At 63.0% G+C, this 19,442-nt stretch carries 14 protein-coding genes; 6 read left to right on the top strand and 8 right to left on the bottom strand.

The window, feature by feature from the left end; all coding sequences use genetic code 11:
* Positions 1 to 265 precede the first annotated feature (265 nt).
* From dctP to ACFMBG_RS08850, 3 genes are read left to right on the top strand one after another with little or no spacing between them, the layout of a single operon-like run.
* Positions 266 to 1,234, top strand: a complete 969-nt coding sequence (dctP, locus tag ACFMBG_RS08860; RefSeq protein WP_421054339.1) for a TRAP transporter substrate-binding protein DctP — start codon at positions 266 to 268, stop codon at positions 1,232 to 1,234.
* 40 nt (positions 1,235 to 1,274) lie between these two features.
* On the top strand, positions 1,275 to 1,775 hold the full coding sequence (locus ACFMBG_RS08855; RefSeq protein WP_421054338.1) for a TRAP transporter small permease: 501 nt from the start codon (positions 1,275 to 1,277) through the stop codon (positions 1,773 to 1,775).
* 11 nt (positions 1,776 to 1,786) lie between these two features.
* Complete coding sequence (locus ACFMBG_RS08850) at positions 1,787 to 3,103, top strand: TRAP transporter large permease (RefSeq protein WP_421054337.1); 1,317 nt, start codon at positions 1,787 to 1,789, stop codon at positions 3,101 to 3,103.
* 26 nt (positions 3,104 to 3,129) lie between these two features.
* Here the strand turns inward: ACFMBG_RS08850 and ACFMBG_RS08845 are convergent, their stop codons facing one another.
* The 6 genes from ACFMBG_RS08845 to ACFMBG_RS08820 all read right to left on the bottom strand — a co-directional run bounded on the left by ACFMBG_RS08845 (position 3,130) and on the right by ACFMBG_RS08820 (position 13,058).
* A complete protein-coding gene (locus tag ACFMBG_RS08845) occupies positions 3,130 to 7,257 on the bottom strand; it encodes a response regulator (protein WP_421054336.1) in 4,128 nt (1,375 codons plus the stop codon).
* 54 nt (positions 7,258 to 7,311) lie between these two features.
* A complete protein-coding gene (locus tag ACFMBG_RS08840; protein ID WP_421054335.1) occupies positions 7,312 to 8,961 on the bottom strand; it encodes a Glu/Leu/Phe/Val dehydrogenase dimerization domain-containing protein in 1,650 nt (549 codons plus the stop codon).
* Between the two features lie 180 nt (positions 8,962 to 9,141).
* Positions 9,142 to 9,324, bottom strand: a complete 183-nt coding sequence (locus tag ACFMBG_RS08835; RefSeq protein ID WP_421054334.1) for a helix-turn-helix domain-containing protein — start codon at positions 9,322 to 9,324, stop codon at positions 9,142 to 9,144.
* Positions 9,325 to 9,577: 253 nt separating this feature from the next.
* Positions 9,578 to 10,285 (bottom strand): sulfite exporter TauE/SafE family protein, encoded by a 708-nt coding sequence (locus ACFMBG_RS08830; protein ID WP_421054333.1) that lies wholly within the window; start codon positions 10,283 to 10,285, stop codon positions 9,578 to 9,580.
* Positions 10,282 to 11,697, bottom strand: coding sequence for an amidohydrolase family protein (locus ACFMBG_RS08825; RefSeq protein ID WP_421054332.1), 1,416 nt, complete (start codon positions 11,695 to 11,697; stop codon positions 10,282 to 10,284). The genes ACFMBG_RS08830 and ACFMBG_RS08825 overlap by 4 nt, the downstream gene beginning before the upstream one ends.
* Positions 11,694 to 13,058: a uracil-xanthine permease family protein gene (locus ACFMBG_RS08820; RefSeq protein WP_421054331.1), complete on the bottom strand. Its 1,365-nt coding sequence runs from the start codon at positions 13,056 to 13,058 to the stop codon at positions 11,694 to 11,696. Before ACFMBG_RS08820 ends, ACFMBG_RS08825 begins: the two co-directional genes overlap by 4 nt.
* Positions 13,059 to 13,231: 173 nt before the next feature.
* Between ACFMBG_RS08820 and ACFMBG_RS08815 the strand changes: the two genes are divergently transcribed.
* Positions 13,232 to 14,230: a LacI family DNA-binding transcriptional regulator gene (locus ACFMBG_RS08815; protein ID WP_421054330.1), complete on the top strand. Its 999-nt coding sequence runs from the start codon at positions 13,232 to 13,234 to the stop codon at positions 14,228 to 14,230.
* Positions 14,231 to 14,665: 435 nt separating this feature from the next.
* On the opposite strand, the gene ACFMBG_RS08810 is transcribed toward ACFMBG_RS08815, so the two are convergent.
* Both ACFMBG_RS08810 and ACFMBG_RS08805 read right to left on the bottom strand, forming a co-directional pair.
* On the bottom strand, positions 14,666 to 16,435 hold the full coding sequence (locus ACFMBG_RS08810; protein ID WP_421054329.1) for a BCCT family transporter: 1,770 nt from the start codon (positions 16,433 to 16,435) through the stop codon (positions 14,666 to 14,668).
* Between the two features lie 86 nt (positions 16,436 to 16,521).
* The gene (locus ACFMBG_RS08805) at positions 16,522 to 17,136 is read right to left on the bottom strand and encodes an HD domain-containing protein (protein ID WP_421054328.1); all 615 of its coding nucleotides are present in this window, start codon (positions 17,134 to 17,136) and stop codon (positions 16,522 to 16,524) included.
* A 93-nt stretch (positions 17,137 to 17,229) separates the two neighbouring features.
* Between ACFMBG_RS08805 and ACFMBG_RS08800 the strand changes: the two genes are divergently transcribed.
* Both ACFMBG_RS08800 and ACFMBG_RS08795 read left to right on the top strand, forming a co-directional pair.
* Complete coding sequence (locus ACFMBG_RS08800) at positions 17,230 to 18,075, top strand: LysR family transcriptional regulator (RefSeq protein WP_421054327.1); 846 nt, start codon at positions 17,230 to 17,232, stop codon at positions 18,073 to 18,075.
* 181 nt (positions 18,076 to 18,256) lie between these two features.
* Positions 18,257 to 19,396, top strand: coding sequence for a mandelate racemase/muconate lactonizing enzyme family protein (locus ACFMBG_RS08795; RefSeq protein ID WP_421054326.1), 1,140 nt, complete (start codon positions 18,257 to 18,259; stop codon positions 19,394 to 19,396).
* Positions 19,397 to 19,442: the final 46 nt, after the last annotated feature.

Raw genomic sequence — 19,442 nt, 5'->3', positions numbered from 1 at the left:
CGTGCGACAGCTCCAGAGAGGCCGCTTTCCGCTGTTCTGACATGGCCCGGAAACAGAGAACGCCGAATCACTGTGCCCGTCAGCCACCCGAAACAGCTGCTCTTTGAAACTTTTTTATGCGTTTGCATATAAACTTACTTGAAGCTTAAAACTTCATGCTTGATGGTGAGGCAGCCTAGACCTAGGCTTTTCCAAGGGCGCCCGGAAAAACAAGGGACTGCAAACCACCCGGTCTGCGCGCCGCCACACAGCCAGGGAGACCGACATGACCATTCGCACACTTTCCGCCGCCGCCATTCTGGGGGCCTCCTCACTCGCCGCCGCTTCCGCGCAAGCCGGGGAGGTCACGCTGAAAGCGGTGACCGCCTTTGCCACCGGAACAACTTTTTCCCGCGATTTCGAAGCCTTCGTTGATTGGGTGAACGAAAACGGAGAGGGGGTTGTTCAGATCGACCTGCTCGGCGGTCCCGAAGCCGTGCCGCCCTTTGAACTGGGCAACGCGGTGCAGGCGGGGATCGTCGACATCGCCAACAACACCACCGCCTACTACCCGAACCTGCTGCCCGCAGGCGACGCGCTGCACCTGGCGCAGAATACCATTCAGGACCAGCGCGCCAATGGCTGCTATGAGCTGATCGACCAGATCCACCAGGATCAGATGGGAGTGAAATACCTCGCTCGCGTGGGCGATCACATGAATTATCATCTATATCTGACCAAGCCGCTGGAAGGACCGGATCTGACAGGCCTGACCATCCGCACCACGCCGGTCTACCGCGCCATGTTCGAAAAACTGGGCGCCACCCTGGTGCGCACGGCGCCGGGCGAGGTCTATACCGCGCTGGAGCGCGGGGCGATCGACGGTTACGGCTGGCCCAGCCAGGGCGTGCTGGACTTCGGCTGGCACGAGCAGACCGCCTATCGCGTTGACCCGGGCTTCTACCAGGTGGACGTGAACTTCCTGGTGAACCTCGACAGCTGGAACGGGCTCAGCGATGAGCAGCGCGCCCTGCTGGAAAAAGGCGCTGCCTGGATCGAAGAGCAGAACGCCGAGAACATCGCCCGCAACGAGGCCGAGGCCAAAGCCCAGGCCGATGCCGGGATCAAGACCATCACCCTGGAGGGCGAGAACGGCAAGCTGTGGAGCACGACCGCACAGACCGAAGGCTGGGGCGAAGTGATGAAGACAGACCCGCAGCTGGCGCAAAAGCTGCAGGCCTGCCTGCTGAAGTGATGGGACGGGGGCGGCCCGGCGCCGCCCCGCTTCCTTGCCCATGACCCGCTTTGACCGCAGTTTCGGCGCCCTGCTCACCGGCCTGGCCGTGCTCAGCGCTGCCATCCTCGCCGCAATCACCCTGGTGATCCCGCTCAATGTCCTGCTGCGCAATCTCGGCCTGCCGGTGATCTACGGCGCGCTCGACGCCATCGAATACGGGCTGATGGCGGCGGCCTTCCTCGGTGCCCCTTGGGTGCTGCGCCAGAATGCCCATGTGCAGGTCGACCTGATCACCCACGGCCTGCCGCCGCGTGCCCGCCGCAAGGTCATACTGGCGGCCTGCCTGCTGGGCGCTGCCACCTGTGCCGTCTTGGGATGGGCCGGGCTGCAGGCGCTGATGCAATCCTTCGCCCGCGGCTCCATGGTGCGCACCGCCTTCACCTTCCCGGAATGGTGGACGCTGACGGTGCTGCCGCTGTCGATGGCGCTTTGCACCCTTGAATTCCTGCGCAAGATCTTCCGCCCCGCGACGGAAGACGCGCCGCTCTCCGGCCTCTGAAAGGACTGCCGATGGATTGGATCCTCACCCTTTCACTGATGCTGGGCGGCCTGGCCGCGCTGCTGCTGATCGGCCTGCCGGTGGCCTTTGCCTTCATCACCGTCACCATGATCGGCGCTTACGAGGTGCTGGGCGGCGACCGCGGCCTGCTACAGCTGGCACGCAACGCAACCCAGTCGGTGGCCAATTTCCAGATGGCACCGATCCCGCTGTTCATCCTGATGGGCGAAATACTGTTCCAGACCGGCATCGCCCACCGCGCCATCGACGCGATCGAGCGGGTGGTCACACGGGTGCCCGGGCGGCTGTCGGTGGTCACCGTGTTCGGCGGCACCATCTTTGCCGCGCTGTCGGGGTCGACCATCGCCAATACCGCCATGCTGGGATCGACCCTGATGCCGGGGATGCTGCAGCGGGGCTATCACCCGACCATGGCGATGGGGCCGATCATGGCCTCGGGCGCCATTGCCATGCTCATCCCGCCGTCGGCGCTGGCAGTTCTAGTCGGCAGCCTAGCGGGGATTTCCATCGCCGGCCTGCTGGTGGCGGGTGTCATGCCCGCGCTGCTGCTGGCGGCGGCCTTTGTGGTCTACATTGTGGGCCGCAGCCTGCTCGACCCCAAGGCGGCGCCGCCCGACGATCTGCCGCAGATGACCCTGGGACAGCGCTGGCGGCCCTTCCTGATCTATGTGGCGCCGCTGTCGGTGCTGTTCGCCGTGGTGATCGGCAGCCTGCTGCTGGGGTTCGCAACGCCAACGGAATCTGCCGCGCTCGGCTGCTTGGCCGCGCTCGCCACCGGCGCGGCCTACCGGTCGCTGTCCTTTGAAAAGGTTGGCAGGGCGCTGATGGAAACCGTGAAGCTGTCGGTGATGATCCTGTTCATCATGGCCGCCAGCCAGACCTTTGCCCAGGTGCTGTCGTTCAGCGGTGCTACCAACGGGCTGATCAAGGCGATCAACGCGGTGGATCCGACCCCCACCATGGTGCTGATCGGCATGATCGTGATCCTGCTGCTGCTCGGCTGCTTCGTCGATCAGGTCTCGATGCTGATGGTGACCGTGCCGGTATTTGTGCCGCTGGCCGCACAGATGGGAATCAACGAGCTGGTGCTGGGCGTGGTGTATCTGCTGACCATGGAGATCGGTCTTCTGACACCGCCGTTCGGGCTATTGCTCTTTGTGATGCGGGGGGTGGCGCCCGAGGGCATCGGGATGAAGCATATCTATGCCGCGGTCACGCCTTTCCTGGTGATCAAGCTGGCGGTGCTGGCGCTGATTGTCTGGCAGCCCGCTGTCGGCACCTGGCTGCCGGGGCTGATGGCAAAATAAGCAGCGATCCCGGGAGAACCGAGCAGCTACCCTGGCTGAGCAAGGATATTCTTGAGCGCTGCCTCGCAGCGCTCCAATTCTGCAGCGAGATCACGCTGCGCTGGCGGCACGTCTTCCAGACGACCATCTCGCCCCAGATCTTCCAGCCGCCGCGCCGCCTCGGCCACTGCCGTGGCGCTGACGACGGCGGCCGACCCCTTGAGTGTATGTGCCGCGCGCCGCAGTTCTTCAGCGTCTTCACTGCGGCGCGCGGTTTCAATACCAGCTGCCAGGTCAGGCGCTTGCGACAGGAATAGTTCCGCCATCTCCCGCAGCAAGCCTTCGTCGCCCAGCTTGGCCAAGGCATCCTGCCAATCGACCACCTCCGGACTGGCGGCGGTAGGGGCCGGCGCGGCATCGGCGGGTGCTGCCTCCGGCGGATCAGCTGCCGGCGCCGGCTGTTGCGCTGCGGCGCCACGGACAGTCTGTTCAACGGCGCGCAGCAGGCCGTCAGCCCGGAAGGGCTTGCCGACAAAATCGTCCATCCCGGCCTCGGCGCAGCGCTCGCGGTCCGCCGGTGTCACGCTGGCGGTACAGGCGATGATCGGCAGCCGGCGGTCCTCCGCCTGTTCACGGGCGCGGATCGCCTTGGCGGCAGCGACGCCATCCATGACCGGCATATGCATATCCATCAGCACCAGGTCATAATTGTTGCGTGCGGTGGCTTCGACCGCCTCCTGGCCATTTTCGGCCAAGTCCACGCTATGGCCGCGACGGGTCAGCAGATCGATGGCGACCTTCTGGTTGACCGTGCCATCCTCGGCCAGCAGGATCTTCAGCGGTGCCACGCCGGCATCGGCCGGGGCCGGATGCGGCGTAGCCTCGCGCACAGAGGTGCCAATTGCCGCGAGAATGGCGTTCAGCAGGTCGGATTGCTTCACCGGCTTGACCAGCATCCGGTGAATCTTCAACTCACGCAGGCGTGCTTCGCCGCCTGAGTAGCCGGCGGATGACATGATCAGAATACGCATTGCATCCAGCGCCGGACGTTCGCGGATCTTTGCGGCCAGCGCCATGCCGTCCATCTCCGGCATCATCAGGTCGAGCAGCGCCAGCCGCGGCTGGGTGCCGCGGGAGATCATTGCGTCCAAGCGGGCCAGCGCGCCGGCCGCGCTGTCTGCCAGCACCGGCGTCATGCCCCAATTTTCCAGAACTTCCGCCTGAATCTTGCGGTTGGTCGCGTTGTCGTCGGTGACGAGCACCGGCATACCGTGCAACTCCTTGGGCACTGCCGCACGCGGCAGGTCGTCCTCGCTGGCCAGCCCCATCTCCACGGCAAAGGAAAAGGCGCTGCCCTTGCCCGGCGCACTGTCAAGCGTCATTTCCCCGCCCATCTTGCGGGCCAGCTGGGCCGAAATCGCAAGGCCCAGCCCGGTGCCGCCATACTGACGGGTGGTCGAGGTGTCGGCCTGTCCGAATGCCTCGAAGATTTTTTCCTGCTGTTCCTTGGGTATGCCGATGCCGGTGTCGCGCACTTCGAATTCCACCGTCACCCCTGTTTCGGTGAGGCCGGCCAGCCGGGTATCCACCACCACCTCCCCCGTATCGGTGAACTTGATGGCATTGCCAACCAGGTTGACGATGATCTGGCGCAAGCGTGTCGGATCGCCGACCACCCTGTCGGGAACCTCCGGCGGGATGTGATGGGCCAGCTCCAGCCCCTTTTCACCCGCGCGCACGGCCAGCGTCTGCAGGGTATCGCCCAGCAGATCGCGCAGCCGGAAGGGGGCCGACTCCAGCTCCAGCCGCCCTGCTTCGATCTTGGAGAAATCGAGAATATCGTTGATGAGACTCAGCAGGGTGTCGCCAGAGCGCATGATGATCCGGGCATACTCGCTCTGTTGCGGTGTGAGGTCGGTGCCGCAAAGCAGCTCGGCCATCCCGATCACGCCATTGAGCGGCGTCCGGATTTCGTGGCTCATGTTTGCCAGAAACTGGCTTTTGGCCACGCTTGCCTGCAACGCCGCGTCGCGCGCCGTCTCCAGCTCGGCATGCGAGCGGCGCAGTTCCCCTGTGCGTTGTTCAAGTTCAGCAGTGCGGGCCGCGACCAGCTCTTCCAGCTGGCTGCGGTGCCTTTGCAATTCGGTGATATCCGTATAGGCGCTGACAGTGCCGCCGTCGCGGGTCTTGTGCTCACTGATCCAGAGCCAGCGTCCGGTGGTGTGATGAATGGCAATGGGCTTGCCGGGATTGCGGTGGACGGCCAGGCGGTTTGCAATCCACTCCTCTTCACTGACATCCCCTGTCTCAACCAGCCCGGCTCTGAACACCGCGTGCAGCACATCCTCGAAGGTCATCCCCGGTTCCAGCTTTTCCACCTGCGGGAAGAACTTCTCCCGGAAAACCGAGTTGAACAGGACCAGCCTGTCGTCAGCGTCATAGAGGACAAAGCCCTCTTCGACCGACTCGATCGCATCCACCAGCTGTGTCCTGGCATATTCGGCCCGGGCACGCGCCTCTTGCACCTCTGCTTCGGCGCGCTGCCGGGCAACCACAATACCCAGCTGCGTCCCCACCTGCGCCATCACGTCCTGCAGGGCCGGATTTTTCTCTTCCACGCGGCTCGAAAAGAATTCCAGCACCGCGACAACGCACCCGTCGTGCGTCACGGGGAAGCCTGCACCCGTTTTTACCCCGATTTCCTTGGCCAGCTTGGCACGCGGGAAGTTGGGATCGCGGTTCACATCGGGGATCCAGGCCACTTCACCGCTGCTGAACACCCGTCCGGGCAGGCCGGTGCCAGGCTTAAAGCGGGTTGCGCAGGTCACCTTGCGGAAGGTTTCAAAGGCATCTGGGTCCGCCAGGTGCCAGATGTCCGATGGCGCCAGGTCGCCCGCATCCTCATCGTAGAGATAGACATGCCCTACCGGCCAGCCTGTGTGGGTGCAGATCTCATCGAGCGCGACCCGGAAGGCATCCCGGATGCTCTCCGCCTCGTTGGCCGCCCGGGTGATCGTCTGGTTGCATTTCAGCAGCGCTGAGCTTTCCCGCAGAGAGGCCTCGGCGCGGGTGCGTTCGGCGATCTGCCGGCTGAGGGATGCCAGGAAGACGACCAGGATGGCTGTCACGGCGAGGCCGCCTGTCAAAGCAATAGCCGCATCGGTCGGCCATACCTTGGGCCGGAAATCCTCACCCGGGACCGCCAGAAACGTCCAGCTCCGCCCTCGCAGATCAAACCTGGCCGAATAACTGAGTTCGGCCGCGGCAGCCAGGGCGGCGAGATCGGCAGTTTGCCGGTCCTCTGTGCTGCTGCCTGCAGGGCGCTCTGGCAATTGGAAGCTCTCACCGGTTTCGCTGTCGGTAAGGTAGACTTCGACACCGTCTCCGGGGAAGTTGTCCAGCGCGTCCTTCAGGATATCGCTCACCCGCAGAACCACGGCCACGACGCCCTGCAGCTCTTCGCGGCGCAGCGCAGGGCCGGAGCGGGTGAAATACGGGGCGGCGATTGCGATGCGTGACTGCCCTGCGGCCAGGCCGGGCATGGTAATATGCGGGCTGGCCACTGCCCCGCCGCCGTCTCGGGCCTGCTCGATCACCTTGAGAAACACCGGATCGGACGACAGATCATAGCCAAGGGTGCCAAGTGCTGCACTGCGGCGGGATTCGACGAAGAAGACCGGGAAATGCGCCTCCCGCGGCTGCGGGTGCATGCGCGATCCATCCGGTCCGCTCTGATAGATGTCATAAGGCCCCTTCAGCTGCGCGGCGCCCAAATTCTCCCAGAAAGGCAGCAAGTTGTTCTCAACCCGGGGCGCAAACAGCACGAGTTCGATGTTCGGCTGATCGTTCAGAAAGGGCCGCACGAAGATCTGAAACTCGCGGCGCTCCACCGAGCGTGAACTGGCATAGAGCCCGTGCAGCGCATCGATCACAGCTGCGCCCTGCAGCATCTGCCGTTTGACGGCCTCCACCCGGCGCGCGGCGGCGCGGTCGAACTCAGCCGCCGCGGTTTCGCGTTCCTCCTTCAGAAGCGCCTGCCAGACGATCAGCGTCAGTGCCAGGCTGAGCAGCCCGACGGTGCCGATCACCCACGCCCGGCCCCGGACAAAAATGCGGCTCGCAAGCGACGCCTGTTCGCCAATGGCGGGACCGGAAGGTTTTGCTGAATCCGTCATCTGGCCAGCCTCCAACAGCCGGGGCCGGTGAGGATGCCGCTTTTTGCTGCCCTCCTACGGGAACAGGCCGCGCAAAAGCTTGGCATCGGTCACCCGCTGGACACCTTCGACCAGCGCCGCGGTGCGCATATCGAGCCCATCGCGCGCCGCACGCGCTACCGTGCGCTCAAAGGCGTTGAGCATGATTTCCTGGAGCCGGCCGTTAATCTCGTCCAGCCTCCAGGTCAGGTTCTGGGTGCCCTGCACCCACTCGAAGTAGGACACTGTAACGCCGCCTGCGTTGCCCAGGACGTCAGGCACGATCATGACGCCCTTCTCGTTGAGGATTTCATCAGCCTCCAGGGTCGTCGGGCCATTGGCGCCCTCTGCCAGGATCTTGCAGTCGATCCGCTCAGCGTTTTCGGCCGTGACCTGGTTCTGCAGTGCCGCCAGCGCCAGCACATCGCATTTGGTTTCCAGCAGCTCGGCATTGGTGACGTGATCGGCCTCGGGGTAATCCTTCAGTACCCGGTGCTCCGCGACGTAATCCATCAGCGCCTGAACCGGCAGCCCATTGGGATTATAAAGACCGGTCGACACATCGCTGACGGCCACGATCTTCGCCCCGGCCTCCTCCAGGAACTTCGCCGTGAAGCTGCCGACATTGCCAAAGCCCTGAACCACTGCAGGCGCCGCCTGCAGGTCGAGCCCGGTATGGCGGGCGGCTGCTTCGATCATGTAAACCAGCCCGCGCCCGGTGGCCTCGCGGCGGCCGAGCGACCCGCCAAGCACCACCGGCTTTCCGGTGACCACTGTCGGCACGGAATAACCCACCTGCTGGCTGTAGGTGTCCATCATCCAGGCCATTACCTGCTCGTTGGTGCCCATGTCGGGGGCGGGAATGTCCTTATCCGGGCCAATGATATCAATGATCTCGGTGGTATAGCGGCGGGTCAGCCGCTGCAGCTCATGCCGTGACAGCCCGGTGGGATCGACCCGCACGCCGCCCTTGGCGCCGCCGTAAGGCAGATTCATCAAGGCGCACTTCCAGGTCATCCAGGTGGCCAGGGCCGCGACCTCGCCCAGGTCCACGTCTTCGTGGTAGCGCACACCGCCCTTGGTCGGCCCCATCGTCAGCACATGCTGAACGCGGTAGCCGAACACCGTCTCCACCTGACTGCGGTCGTCGCGGAAAAACGGGAAGGACACCACCTGGGTGCGCTGCGGGAACAGCAGCCGCTGGCGGATGTTGTCATCCAGCTCCATGATTTGCGCCGCCTTGAGGAATTGCTGCTGGGCGAGGCGGAACATCGGGGAATCCCATTCCGCGGTGCGCGCCCGGGCACGGGCCAGCGAGTAGCGGATCGCGCGACCCAGCGCGACCGCGTTGAGGTTGGATTTGACCAGAAAGTCACTGGCCCCGGCCTCCACCGCATTTGCGGCGAGCTTCAGATCGTCCATGGCGGTCAGGATGACCACCGGCGTGTCCGGCGCCGCCGCGCGGACCCGGAACAGGGTTTCAAGCTCCTGGCTGTCGGGCAGCACCAGGTCCAGCAGCACCAGGTCGATGCCCCCCGCGGCCAAGCGGGAAAGGCCATCGGCCAGGTTATCGGCAAGATCGACCGAACATTGCAATTGGGGTTCACTGTCGATCAGCCGCTCGACAAGCTTCATATGGAGCGGGTTGTCCTCGACCAGCAGGACATTAACGGGTTGATCGGCCATGCTGTTTCCTTTCTAAGCGAAAGACGCATCGGACCCTCCCATGCTGATACAAAGTTCCGCCGCAGTCATCTTGCGGGCGGCCAGATCGCCAAGATGTGATCACCGGACTTGCTGTCTTCGCCTGCTGCAGACGATGCAGCCGCAGTTCAGCTCATGGCAAATGCGCCCCGGGGATCCGGATCACGAGGCGCCCTGGCGTCCTTCTGCTACTAGGCTCCAAGTGCCGCGAAGCTGTGCCGGTGAGACGCCCAACCGCTTGCGGAAAGTGGTCGTCATGTGGCTCTGCGCCGAAAAACCGGCAGCAAAAGCCATGCTGGCTATCGGCTCGTCTGTATGATTGAGCAGTTTGCGTGCCTTGCTCACACCCTCGCCACAAGACGTTGAGATGCCTTTAGCTGGCTGGTAATTTCCCAAGCATCACCAGTTGCACAATTATCTGCGGCCCGAGTGCCGACATCGCCGTCGAGGTGCTGCATGTGGCCCAGCAGCCCCGCTCAGCCTGGTCGTTTGACGTAGAGGTCCGGCCATTTGGTCAACGGTGGTGATGCCACGAGGCCTGAGTGGTCCAGTTTGATTATGCGTGCCCGGGCACCCGATCCTCTGGATGCAAGGCACTTCAGCTTGCGATCAGGTAAAGGCCGCTGACGAGGGCAAACACCAGCACTGCAATCCTTAGGCCCGGTCCGCCGATCCGGCTGTGGGTCAGGCGCGACAGTGCGCTGCCCAGCATGACGGCAGGGAACAGATACACGGCGGCCAGCAGCTGCACCGTTTCCATGCGCCCGGCAAGGGCAAGAATGATCAGGGAAATCACTTCACCGGCGAGAAAGCAGATTGCCACGGTCGAGCGCAAGACCGGGGCTGCCGAGTGCTGGTAAAGCAGCGCCAGCGGCGGGCCGCCGATCCCGGTGGAGGTTTCGGTAACCCCAGTGAACAGCCCCACGCCCAGCGCCGCGGGGCGTGTAGGGTCAAAGCGCGGTGCCAGCAGAGCCGCACCAGCCGCGATGACCGTGAACCAGCCGACCGCCAGGTCGAGCTGGCGGCCGCTCAGCACCACCAGAAGCCAAAGCCCCGCGAAAGTCCCGGCAAACCGGCCCAGTGTGATCCAGCCGGCGCCGTTCCAGTCGACCTCGTCACGTTCGCGCCAGGCCACGTGGCTGTTGAGCGGCAGCATCAGGATCAGCAGCGTGACCGGCAGCAGCGAGGGCTCCACAAGCCCCAGGACCGGCGCCACGATCAGCGCAAAGCCTATCCCCAGCGCTCCCTGGATGAAGGCCGCGGCAAATACCACGGCCGACAGGATCAGCATAACCTCGATAGTCACTTTTGTTCCGCCCGTTGCTGCAGCGCTTGCGCCCTGTGGCTGGAAGAGACCGGGTGGATGCGCTGGATGCCTGCGCCGGCGATGGCAGCGTCAGACAGCGCGCGCACCTCGGCCATCAGCGCCTTGGCGTCCCAGTCCAGCGGCCAGCCTTGCCAGAGCCGCAGCGCGCCTTGCGTAAAGACCGCATCGATCTGGTCGCGGCTGCCGTAGCGGACCAGTTCCCAGATCAGGTCGTGCGAAGGGGTGAACTCCGGCCGGTCGAGATCGACGAGAAGGAAGTCCGCCGCCAGCCCCGGTGCAATTTCGCCCGTGACAGCGCCCAGCCCCGCCGCATCGGCGGCGCGGGTGGTGGCGGCATCGAGCCAGAGCCAGCCGCCGCCGCAGGAGCTGTCGCCGGTGGCGAGGCCAAATCCCGCCCGCTGCAGGCTTTCACCTGCGTCCATCAGGCGAAACCCGTCGGCGCGGGTGCCGTCGGTCCCCAGGCCAAAGCGAATGCCAAGCGCCTCCATCTGCAACGCGGGCGCAATGGCGTTGCCCTTCCAGACACTGGCGACGGGGTTGTAGGCCACCGCCGTGCCGCTGTCGCGCAGCAGGTTTAGTTCCTGCGGGGTGACAAGGGTGGAATGGGCAATCAGGACATGCGGCCCCAATGCGCCGATAGACGCGAGATGCTCCAGCGGCCGCTGGCCGCGCGCCACAAGCGAGCGCTCGACGGCCGCCAGATGCTCGTTCACGTGGGATTGGAACACCACGCCCGCTTCGGAAGACAGGTTTGAAACGCTGGCCAGCATACCGTCGGTGGCGGCTTCGGGAATGGAGACCGCCAGCGAGGGATGGATCAGCGGATCGCTCTCCCAGGCTGCCAGATGCTGTTCTGCGCGGGCCATGATGGTGGCCCGATCCGCCACCTTGGCGGTGCCGCCCAGGTCGTTGCAGATGTAGCCGACCACGCTGCGCAGCCCCGTTTCCCGTGCCGCGGACGCCAGGGCGCCGATGCAGCCGTCCGAGCGGGTGCCGGCATCCACCGCAGTGGTGAACCCGCCACGGAGACACTCCAGCGCCGCCAGCTTGGCCGAAAGATAGACTAGGCGTTCATCCAGGCTGGCTTCCAGCGGCACCCAGATTCGGCGGAAGATCTCCGAAGGCTCGCCAAAGACCAGCGACTTGCCCAGCGACTGGGTCAGATGGGTGTGGCTGTCGATGAACCCCGGCATCATCAGGTGATCCGGCAGGCGCAGAGCATCCAACTCGGGGTGCCGGGCGCAAAGCGCCTCGGCATTGTCGATGTCCTGGAACCGGCCGCCGCGGACCAGAACGCCCAGGCCGGACCGGCTCTCCCCCTGATGGAGGAGCTTTCCGGGCAGAAGGAGGAGGTCGCCACCAGCGGCGAGGCGGTTCTTGATGGCGGTCATTTGCTTGCCTCCGCTTCGACGGAGATGGCTTCGGGTTCACCGGGACGGTCTGCGCGCCCCACGTGCACAAAAAGCGCATTCACCACCGCGGCCGTGATCGTGCCCATGGCCAGACCGTTGCCAAGGATCATCTGCGACCATTTCGGGAACTGGCTATAAAGATCCGGGATCAGCGTCGGCAGCAGCCCCATGGTGAGCGCGGCGGCCAGCGTGTACATGTTGCCGTGATCGCGCAGGTCGACGCGGCGCAGCATGTCGATGCCGATCACGCCGATGATGGCAAAGACGATGACGGCAGTGCCGCCCACGACCGGGCCAGGCAGCGCAGAGGCCAGGCGGCTGACCGGTGCGAAGATCGCGATCAGGATCAGGATCACGCCGGCAGCGGCGGTCACGTAGCGCGATTTCACGTTAGTTGCGCGCACGATGCCGATGTTTTCACCCGAGGTGATGATCAGCGAGGTGCCGAACAGGCCGCCGATCAGCGAGGTGATGGCGTCACCGCGGATGGTGGCCGGCACGATGTTCTGCGCATTGCCGCTGCGGCCCGCGATCTCGGCGGTGGCCAGTGTCTGTCCGGTGGCTTCGGCCATGGAGATGATCGAGAAGATGATCAGCGGCAGCGAGGCGAAGATGTCGAACTTAGGCATGCCGTAAGGCAGCAATTGCGGCACCGCGATGACCGGACCAGTGAACAGGCCAGTGATCTGCGCCTCACCGATGGTGAGCGCGATCAGCGTGCCGCCAACGAGGCCCAGCATGACAGCCAGCCGTTGCAGCGTACCGGAGAGAAAGCGGGCACAGAGAATGGTCAGCAGTATGGTCGCGCCCGCAAGTGCGATCTTGATCGGGTCGGCAAAGCCTTCCGTGCCCGGCTTGCCGGTGATGGTGCCGCCGAAGATCTTCACCAGCTTGACCGACACCAGCAGCAGCATGGTGCCCACCACGATCGGCGGGAAGAACACGATCAGCCTTCTGAAGACTGGCAGTGCGGCGAAGTAGAACAGCGCCGTCATGATCACCGCCCCCACCGCGGTCTGCACGTCCGTCTGCACGGCAATCGCCATGAAGATGAAGATCGGCGCCCCGCCGGGCACCATGATGAAGGGCAGCCGGGCGCCAAAGCCGCGGGGGCCGAAGCTTTGCAGCAGCGTGCCGAAGCCGCAGACCAGGAAAGTGGCGCTGATCAGCGCAACCGTCAGGGCCTCGTCGAAGTTGAGGGCGCGCGACACCAGGAACACCGCGGTGATCGGCGACGCTGCCATCACCAGCACATGTTGCAGCCCGTAAACCGCAAGACTGCGCGGCGGCAGCATTTCATCCGCGGGGTCGCGGCTATGCGTTTGCGTGTGTGTTGACATTGTTTTCCTCCCTTTGGGGCCCGCCATCCCACGGGCAAACCGGAACAAACCGTAAGAAAAAGCCATGCAAACCGATTTGCATGATGGGTTGGCTTAGCACGGAAATTGATTCGTGCAAACCGATTTGCTAAACAGTTTGCGCCGGCCAGGCCGGGCACAAGGATGAGGCAGCGATGAAGAAACCGACAATTAGCGATCTAGCGCAGGCGGCGGGCGTTTCGAAAACCACGGTTTCCCATGCCTTTAGCGGGCGGCGGCATGTCGATCCCGAAACCCGGGAGCGCATCGAGAAGATCGCGCAGGAAATCGGCTACAGGCCGAACCGCGCAGCGCAGCATCTGCGCACCGGGCGGACCGGGATGATCGCGCTTGCGTCCTCGATGCCCTTCTCGGTGGCGGCGGGCCCTTCCCGGCTCGGCTTTCTGATGGAGATCGCGGCCACCGCGGCGGTGGCGTCGCTGACGCGGAACATGGCGCTTTGCCTGATCCCGCCCTTCCAGTCGGGGACACAGCTGGATGCCATCACACCGGATGGTGTGATCCTGGTCGAACCCTTCCAGGATGACCCGCTGGTGCAGCATTTCATGGGCCTCGGGGTGCCGGTTGTATCTGTAGGACGCGTGCCCGGACGTGAGGACATCCCGCACGTCGACTTGAATTCCGGCGCGACCGCCCGGATGGTACTGCAGCACTTGCGCGCCTCCGGGGCCTCTCGCATCGGGCTGGTCACCGGCGCGCAGCGGCGCAATTCCTATCTCGAGACAGAAGCCGCCTACTGGTCCTTTTGCAGCGAGACTGGCATGGAGCCAGCATTTCTCCAGCTGGATGAAACCGGCGGCGAAGCTCTCGCTGCGGAAGAGGTTGCCGGCTTGCTGTCCGCCAATCCGGATCTCCAAGCGCTGTTTGTGCCGGTCGACGCCTTCGCCTCCGGAGCGGTCACGGCAGCAGTGGCGAGAGGATTGAAAATTCCGCAGGATATCAGAATCGCAACCCGCTACGACGGGCTGCGCGCCAAGCTCTCCGTACCGCCTCTGACAGCCGTGGAACTGCACCTGGAGGCCATCGCGGACCTATCTGTCGGACTTCTCATGGCCGCAATAGACGGTGGAGCCGCCAAGTCTGTCAGCGCCCCGCAACCGGAGCTGGTTCCACGCGCGTCCACCGCATTCTAGCCGGAGTGTCCGGGATCAGCACCTGTGGGCCTGATTGAAGGATTTGCGTAACGGAAGGTCTCTGGCTCACCCGACGGGCCTTGCTGCACAAATCGGTTGAGTGTCGAACTCCCCCTATCCCGGACAGATTTATCCTGCGGGCTCTGTGACAGGTGCGCCCAGAGCGGTGCAGCGATTGAGCGCGGCTCCGGCGGTGGTATCCGGTCAGTCGCCGCCGCGGCGAACGCCCCAGGTGCCGTGAGGCCCGTACGGATCGTCATTTTGCCTTTTGCCGAGTTTCTTAATAACTTGGAGGTTGGCATCAAACGGGTTGGCGCCTGCCTGAGCGTTTGAATTTCGCCGATCTGCCGCAATTGTGTTTGCACCGGACCTCGACCCAATTCGGTTGCGGGATTTCCGGTCCCAGAAGTGTATCTCCAGGACCGGAACATTGTGTTATGCATGCAGCTCCTGCGCGATATGCGTGCCGTCCTTTGCATATTCCTCAGCAGGAGCTTTCACGGCCGAGGGGTCCATGGCAAGGGACTTGCACAGCCCCCACGTCATTGCGATCAGGACAAAGGATATCGGGAACGCCGCGGCAATAGACGCGGTTTGCAGAGCGCTCAGCCCGCCGGCCAGCAGCAGAACCGCGGCAACTACGCCCTGCCCAATGCCCCAGATGATGCGGAATTTCTTCGGCGGATGATCATCACCCATCGACAGAATGGTGGTGATAACCAAGGTTCCGGAGTCTGAAGAGGTGATAAACCAGGAGGCCAGCAGGAAGGTTGCCAGTGCCGATAGCGGCCATGCAATCCAGGCCATGTCACCCATCTGAGAATTGGCGGTGAGATTGGCAATGGTGCCATACAGGGCATCTGGCAAGTCCCAAGCGCGCACAGTGTCGATGATGCCTGCACCGCCCGCTGCAGCGGGTCCGCCAACGGCGTTCAGTTCTTGCCAGATTGCGTTGCCGCCGAACATGCAAAGCCAGAGAAAGGTAATAGTGGTGGGCACGAACATAACGCCGACCATGAATTGCCGGATGGTACGGCCGCGGCTGATGCGCGCGATGAACATGCCGACGAACGGTGCCCAGCTGAGCCACCAGCCCCAGTAGAAGATGGTCCAGCCCCCCTGCCATGCGGAGTTTCCTGCCTCATTGGCCGTCCAGAAGCCCATCGGGATAACGTTCCACAGATAGTCGCCAATTGAGGTGACGAAGAAGCTCATGAGCCATTCGAAGGGGCCGAAAATCATGAAGCAGGCCAGCAGAATGATCGACAGCCAGATATTCCATTCGGAAATGATGCGGATCCCCTTACCGACCCCGGAGACGGCAGAGGCGGTCGCAACAACAGAGATCACTCCGATCAGGACCAACTGTGTCGGCAGACCGGAGTCTACTCCAAAGAGCACCTTCAGCCCTGTCGCCATCTGATTGACGCCCAGGCCCAGTGATGTCGCGACGCCGAACACGGTGCCGAATACCGCCAGAAGGTCGACGGCATGGCCAGCAGGGCCATAAATCTTGTCGCCGATGAGGGGATGCAGGGCAGAGCGAAGCGTCAGCGGAAGCTTCTTGCGGAAGCCGAAGTAGGCGAGGCACAGGCCGACGATCACGTAAACCGCCCAGCCATGAAAGCCCCAGTGGAAATAGGTGACACGCATCGCGGCGACTGCGCGCTGCATGTCCATGTCCATGTGGCCTTGAAGGTCCGCGTGGGGGTTGTTCGGATAACCGAATGCACCGGAGTTATCGAAGTAGAAGATCGGTTCCGCCACCCCGAAGAAGAGGATGCCGATGCCGACACCGGCCGAGAAGAGCATCGCGAACCAGGAGAAGTTGCTGAATTCGGGGGTGCTGTCGTCGTCGCCCAATTTGATGCTTCCCCACTTGGAAAACATCAGGAAGAAGCAGACGAACATGATGACAGTGATTGTCGAGATATAGTACCAGCTCAGCCCCCCCTCGATCCAGCCGCGAACCGCGCCGTAGACGCCGCCGGCAAATTCCACGTTCATGATCGTGAAAATCACGAACGCGGCAATCATGCCCTTCGCGGCCATGCCCATTCCGGGATGCAGGCCGGCGAAGAAGCCGCTCCTGGATACCCGGCCGTTGTTGGGATTTGATTGGGACACTTTTTCCTCCGTAAGAATGAGCCATGGGACTCGCCCGCCTATCCCTCCGGGATGAGCGGTATTGATCAGCCGCTGCACGAGGCACGCGGCCGGTGGCAATGAAAAAGAGAAGCCGGCGCCGCCTGATGCCAGCCGGTCCGGCTTCTTTTCAGTTGGGGACTGATTTAGCCCTGTGCGCCTTCTGCGGGCACTTTCTCGTCTGCTGTTTCCAGCAGTTCCAGGTGGCCTTCCTGCTTCGTCAGAACACGCCTCAGGATCGGTTCAAAAAACTCCAGCGGCTTGGTCGGGTAGTCCGGGTCGAACGCCTTTTGATCGTATTCGTGACAGAAATGCCGGCAGTCTTCCCAGTAGGGGCTGTCGCGGTACTTGTCGCGGGCGTTGCGGTCGCCGCCAAGGTGGTGGTTGTAGTAGTAGCCTTGAAACACGCAGTGGTGCTTGGTGATCCAGTGGCACTTTTCGCTGACGTAAGGCTTCAGGATCGCCGCTGCGAGCTCGCCGTGATTGTAAGGGGCGAGGATGTCGCCGACATCGTGAATTAGCGCGGCGACTACAATCTCTTCATCCGCCCCGTCGTTGAGGGCGCGTGTCGCGGCCTGCAGGCAGTGCTGGTAGCGGTTTACCGGATACGGGGTCCAGTCCTCATCCAGTGAACGGATCGCATCGAGAAGCCGGTCAACGAGAGCCGCGTTGTAGGCGTCCTCGTAATCCATGACTGCGAGGAAGTCCTCTTTGCTCGCATTCTCGAAGTTGGTCCATTTGGGCTGATGCTTGTTGTTCATCGCACGTCCTCCTTTGGCCAGGCACTATAGCCGCCCGCCCTTGCAAGGGAAAACGAATTGATTCCATCACTCTGATGTGAAATACCTTTCGGTATGCAGTTAGAAGCCATCGAAACCTTCCTCGCCATCGTTGAGACCGGGGGTTTTCACGCCGCCGCCAGGCAACAGGGCATTACCCAGACCACGGCAAGCGCACGGATTCGCTCGCTGGAAGCGGCGGTGAACAACCGCCTGTTCGAGCGAGGGGCCGGCGGCACCAAGCTGACGGCCTTCGGGCAGGAGTTTCAGCCGTTCGCCGAGGAAATGATCTCCTTGTGGAAAATCGCGTCCAGCGACTTGGCTGAGCGGCTGTCGAACCGAACCGCACTTCGCATTGGGGCTCAGCTGAGTATCTGGGACCCTCTTCTCGTCGACCTGACAATCGAGCTTGAGCGATCCTTCGGCAAACTGTTGTTCGCCCTGAACTTCGACCACATCCTCAATGTGAGTGACGCGGTGATGAACCACATCCTCGACATCGCGCTCACCCACGAGGAGGTGAGTGATCCCCGGGTCAGCTGCCGGGAACTCCCTCCCGAGCAGCTGGCCTACGTCGAGACCCCGGGAGCGTCCGAGCAGGAAGAGCCTCTTTTCATCAATCTGGAACTGGGCAAGGAATACCAGCACTACGTTGAGAGTGTCACCGCACAGTCCGAGCGCCAGAGCCTGTTTCTGGGCAACTGCATGATGGGGTTGCGGTACCTGCTTCGCCGCGGCGGCCGGGGCCTGTTCCCTCAGTATGTGGTGGACGATCATCTCGAAGCCGGGCGGCTGCAGGTTGTGCAGGGGGCCGAAGCCCTTTCCCTGCCCTGCTATCTGCTTCACCGGGCCGAAGGCCCCTCGGACCAGCAGATCGCCGACGTGATCTCCTGCCTGTCCACGGTTCGCGGCCACAGCTGATCCAATCGGCATTTCCGCAGCCTCTCACATGGGACTGGCGCTTGCCCTGCAGCGGTCGGCGCAGGACCGAAAGGTATGTGATGAAAAATATTCGTTAGAAATGGCAATTGTTCATCGGTAATGCCTCAGCGCATCAACGGAGACGATTCGTTTCCTGGTTTGGAGCGAGGGGAAGCCACTCATGAGCGCGCACATCGAAGACAGCATCGGCCGGATTGAACGGATCCAAGTCTATGTGGTGGACACGGGAGTTCCCCGCTTTTCCTGGTCGCCGACCATGCCGGGGCTTCTCACCACGAACACCATTGCCCGGGTTACCACATCCGATGGGATCGAAGGTGCCGGCGGTGTTTTTTCTTGCACAGAGAACGACTTCGACCGGGCAGTCGCAGAGGGGATGCGCCCGCTTCTTAAGGGGCTTCTGGGACGGGCCGCGCTGCGCCGCGAAAGCATCTGGAAATGGATGCAGCTCCGCAACCTTTCGGTGCCGAACACCGCTATCGCCGGGCTGGACATAGCGATGTGGGACCTTGCAGCGAAACGCGCGAACATGCCGCTTTACATGTTTCTCGGAGGCGCTCGGGACCGCGTCAAAGCGTATGCTTCAACGCAGGTACTGGATGGTCCTGGTGACTATGCAGGCCTCATTGAGGAACTCAGGGAACAGGGCTTTTCAGCGTTCAAGTTCCACTACAAATGCGAGCCCGAAGCCGACCTCGAAATGATGCGGCTGGTGCATAAGGAGTTTCATGGGCAGGGGCTGGACTTCATGTTCGATGCCGATGCCTACTACACGCACAAATCGGCACTGCGGGTCGCGCGGGAAATGAGCGACATGGGCTTTGTCTGGCTGGAGGCGCCGTTCCCGGATCATGATCTGGATGGCTACCGCGAACTGCGCCGCCGCACAGATATGACCATCCTTCCGGCCGGAAACTCGATCGTGGAACTGGCCAACATTGCCCATGCAATGCGCCATGATTGCTGGGATCGTGTGCGCATTGACGCGACGACGGCCGGGGGGCTGACACCGGCACGGAAAGTTCTGTCGCTGGCGGAAGCGAATGGCTACAACGTCGAATTTCAGAGCTGGGGCTGCGCATTGTCCATGGCCGCCAACCTCCACTTGATGCTCTCGAATGAAAATTGCGATTACTTCGAGATGCCGGTTCCCTATTCGGAGTTCCAGGTTGATGCGCTTGGGCGGATTGAGGTCGACGCCGATGGCTATGTCAACGCACCAACGGGTGCCGGGCTCGGGCTGGAACTCGACTGGGACGAGATTGAAGAACGGTCAGTATACAAGATTGATGTCAGCTAAGACGCAGTTTGCGCCCTGGCCGAGGACAAACCGGTTCAGGAAACAG

This window comes from Leisingera coralii (genome assembly GCF_049056525.1).
GTDB lineage: Bacteria > Pseudomonadota > Alphaproteobacteria > Rhodobacterales > Rhodobacteraceae > Leisingera > Leisingera coralii.
Note: the sequence above shows the minus strand (reverse complement) of the source record. Positions and strands in the feature narration are given on the sequence as shown.